This is a genomic window from Candidatus Protofrankia californiensis (genome assembly GCF_900634765.1).
Lineage (GTDB): Bacteria > Actinomycetota > Actinomycetes > Frankiales > Frankiaceae > Protofrankia > Protofrankia californiensis.
Genome location: NZ_CAAAFT010000109.1, coordinates 2472 through 5374, shown reverse-complemented (window position 1 = coordinate 5374; position 2903 = coordinate 2472). Strand labels below are relative to the sequence as shown.

Sequence of the window (2903 nt, the reverse complement as noted above, 5' to 3'; positions counted from 1 at the left end):
CCGAGAAAGTCATGACGCGGACCTGCCGCTCAGGTACCGGCCGAGCGCGGTCAGCGGGAAGACCAGCCGGTACAGGTGGTAGTTGATCGAAAAATCACCGGGGAAGCCGGTGCCGGTGTAGTACGGCTCGTCCCAGGTCCCGTCCGGACGCTGTGTGTCGACCAGCCAGCGCACCCCACGCTCGACGGCGGGGGATGCCGGGTCGGCGGCAAGCAGCGCCAGCAGCGCCCACGCCGTCTGCGACGCGGTCGCCTCGCCCTGGCCGATCCATGCGTCGTCGGTGTAGGAACGCAGGTCCTCGCCCCACGCGCCGTCGGGTCTTTGGTGCTCGACCAGCCAGCGGATCGCCCGGATGATCGACGGATGGTCGGCCGGGACACCGGCGACGATCAGGGCCGGGACGACCGCGCCGGTGCCGTAGACGTGGTTGACCCCCCAACGGCCGAACCACGACCCGCCCGGCTCCTGGTTGTCCAGCAACCACCGGACCGCCTGCTCGGTGACGGGGTTGTCGGCCTGACCGACCTCGGCGAGCATTTCCACGATGTGCGCGGTGACGTCGGCGGACGGCGGGTCGATCACCTCGCCGAAGTCGCAGAAGGGCAGCTTCGTGGGGAGCGTCCGGGTGTTGTCGGCGTCGAAGGCCCCCCATGCCCCGTTGGCGGAGCGCATCCCGATGGTCCAGTCGATCCCGCGGCGTTCGGCGGTGCGCAGCCGGGCCGCGAGCTGCGGTTCGACCTCGTCGAACCCGCCCGGCGCACGCTGCGGGTTGCTCCCGTCGGCCCCGCCCGACGCGCGCTGCGGGTCGAGTATGCGGTGGATGGCGAGCACCACCTCGGCGGTGTCGTCGACGTCCGGGTAGAGGTCGTTGTCGAACTCGAACGCCCAACCGCCGGGAGCCAGCGCCGGGCGTTTCACCGCCCAGTCACCGGCTGCGGTGACCTCCTCGTCCGCGAGCCACCTGGCTGCCCGCACCATGGCCGGATGATCGGCGGCCAGACCGGAGTCCCGCAGGGCGACGACGGCGAGGGCGGTGTCCCACACCGGTGACTGGCACGCCTCCAGCCGGCGGACCATCCCCGCGGGCGTCCACTCGCGGATCGTGTACCGCTCCAGCCCCCGAAGACCGGCAACGACCACCGGATGGTTCATGGGGTAGCCCAGCAGGGTCAACGCCATGATCGAATAAACCCACGGCGGCTGGATACCGCCCCAGCAGCCGTCGGCCTCCTGGCGGGCGACTATCCATTCGGCAGCCCGGCGCATCGCGTGCCGGCGGATCAGCTTCAGCGGGCGGCGCTCGTAACGGTGCAGCAGCCAGTCCAGGCGCTCGAACGCGCCCGCCCAGGAGCGCAACGGCGCCGGTGGCTTCGGTGGGGTCTCGACCTTGAGTTCGTCGATCCCGAAACCGAGGGAACGCTTCGGCCGCAGCGTCCCGACGATCGTCAGCGGCACGATCGACTGCCGGGCCCAGCAGGCGAAGTCATACGGGTTGAGCGGGAACCACGACGGCAGCAGCATGAGCTCGGGCGGCATCACCGGCAGGTCGTCCCAGGACCACTCACCGAACAGCGCCAGCCAGATCCGGGTGAAGACCCGGGTGCTGGCAAGACCGCCGTTGGCCCGGACGAAGCCGGAGGCGGCCTGCATGTGCGGCGCGTCCGGGCTGTCACCGGCAAGGCGCAGCGCCACATACGCCTCGAGGGTGGTGTTCAGGTCGGGCGGGCCACCGTAGAAGGTGGCCCAGGTGCCGTTTTCGCTCTGCTGCGAACGGATCCAGCGGGCGGTCTCCTCGGCTACCTCAGGCGTGAGGATGCCGAGGAACTGCCGGAGCATGAGGTCCTCGGCGTCCATGGTGACGTTAGTCTCGAGCTCGCCCTTCCACCAGCCCTGGTCGGACTGCAGCCCCAGCAGATGGTCTCGGGCCCGGACGGCGGCTGCCGCCACCGTGTCGGAGAAGATTTCGCGGGAGACTTCGTAGTCGGTGGTCGAACTCATCGGCGGCTCCCGTCCACATGTGGGTCCCGGTGCGGTACGAACAGCGGTGTCATAAACTGCTCACCGATCCCGTTCGGTGACGAAACGGGCCAGGGCAAGCAGCTCGGTTTCAACCAGCGGTGGCAAGGACAGCGATGCGAGCAACTTGGCGCACTCGTCGAGTTGGCGGTCGGCCTCGGCCGTGGTCCACTCCCGCCCACCGGCCCGTTCCACCAGCTGCGCGATGTGGTGCAGCTGAGTTTCGGACGCCTCCCCCGAGGACGCGAGGAAAGCGCGCAGCTCGTCGGCGTCGGCTCCGCCGGCGTCCAGCGCCACCACGACCGGGACGGACTTCTTGCGTGAACGCAGGTCCGACAGCACGGGCTTGCCCGTCACCGTCGGATCGCCCCAGATGCCGAGCAGGTCGTCCACGAGCTGGAAGGCGGTTCCCAGCCGTGACCCGAATTCGGCGAGACCGTCGATGAGCTCCGCCCGCCCGCCCGCGAGCACCGCACCGATCGCGGCCGAGCAGGACAGCAACGCGCCGGTCTTGCCGTCCTCCATCGTCAGGGTGTCGGCAACGGTGACGTCGTTACGGGTCTCGAAGTACAGGTCCTCGGCCTGGCCACGGACGAGGTCCTGGACACCTGCGCCGAGCATGATCGCAGCACGGCGGCCCGCCTCCCCGTCGACCTCCAGCAGCACCTGGGTCGCCAGCCCCAGCAGGGCGTCGCCGGCGAGGATCGCCCCATCCGCGCCGAAGACCGTCCAAGCGGTGGGCCGGTGCCGGCGCTCGGTGTCGCCGTCCATGAGGTCGTCGTGCAGCAGGGAGAAGTCGTGGACCAGTTCGACCGCGACCGCGCCGGGAAGCCCGACCTCGACCGCGGCACCGGCCGCCTCCGCGGACAGCAACGCCAGTGCCGGAC

The 2903-nt window shown here is 70.2% G+C and carries 2 protein-coding genes; both read right to left on the bottom strand.

Features of this window, described 5'->3' with window-relative positions:
- Nucleotides 1-9: 9 nt before the first annotated feature.
- On the bottom strand, nucleotides 10-1998 hold the full coding sequence (locus DD1DGNOD_RS06565) for a terpene cyclase/mutase family protein (RefSeq protein ID WP_131765701.1): 1989 nt from the start codon (nucleotides 1996-1998) through the stop codon (nucleotides 10-12).
- 60 nt (nucleotides 1999-2058) lie between these two features.
- The coding region (locus tag DD1DGNOD_RS06560) for a polyprenyl synthetase family protein (RefSeq protein WP_131769672.1) at nucleotides 2059-2903 on the bottom strand (845 nt) is incomplete at its 5' end.

What these genes read in the sequence shown, in the direction of transcription:
- DD1DGNOD_RS06565 (WP_131765701.1), bottom strand. Translation starts at nt 1,998, where the DNA reads ATGAGTTCGACCACCGACTACGAAGTCTCCCGCGAAATCTTCTCCGAC.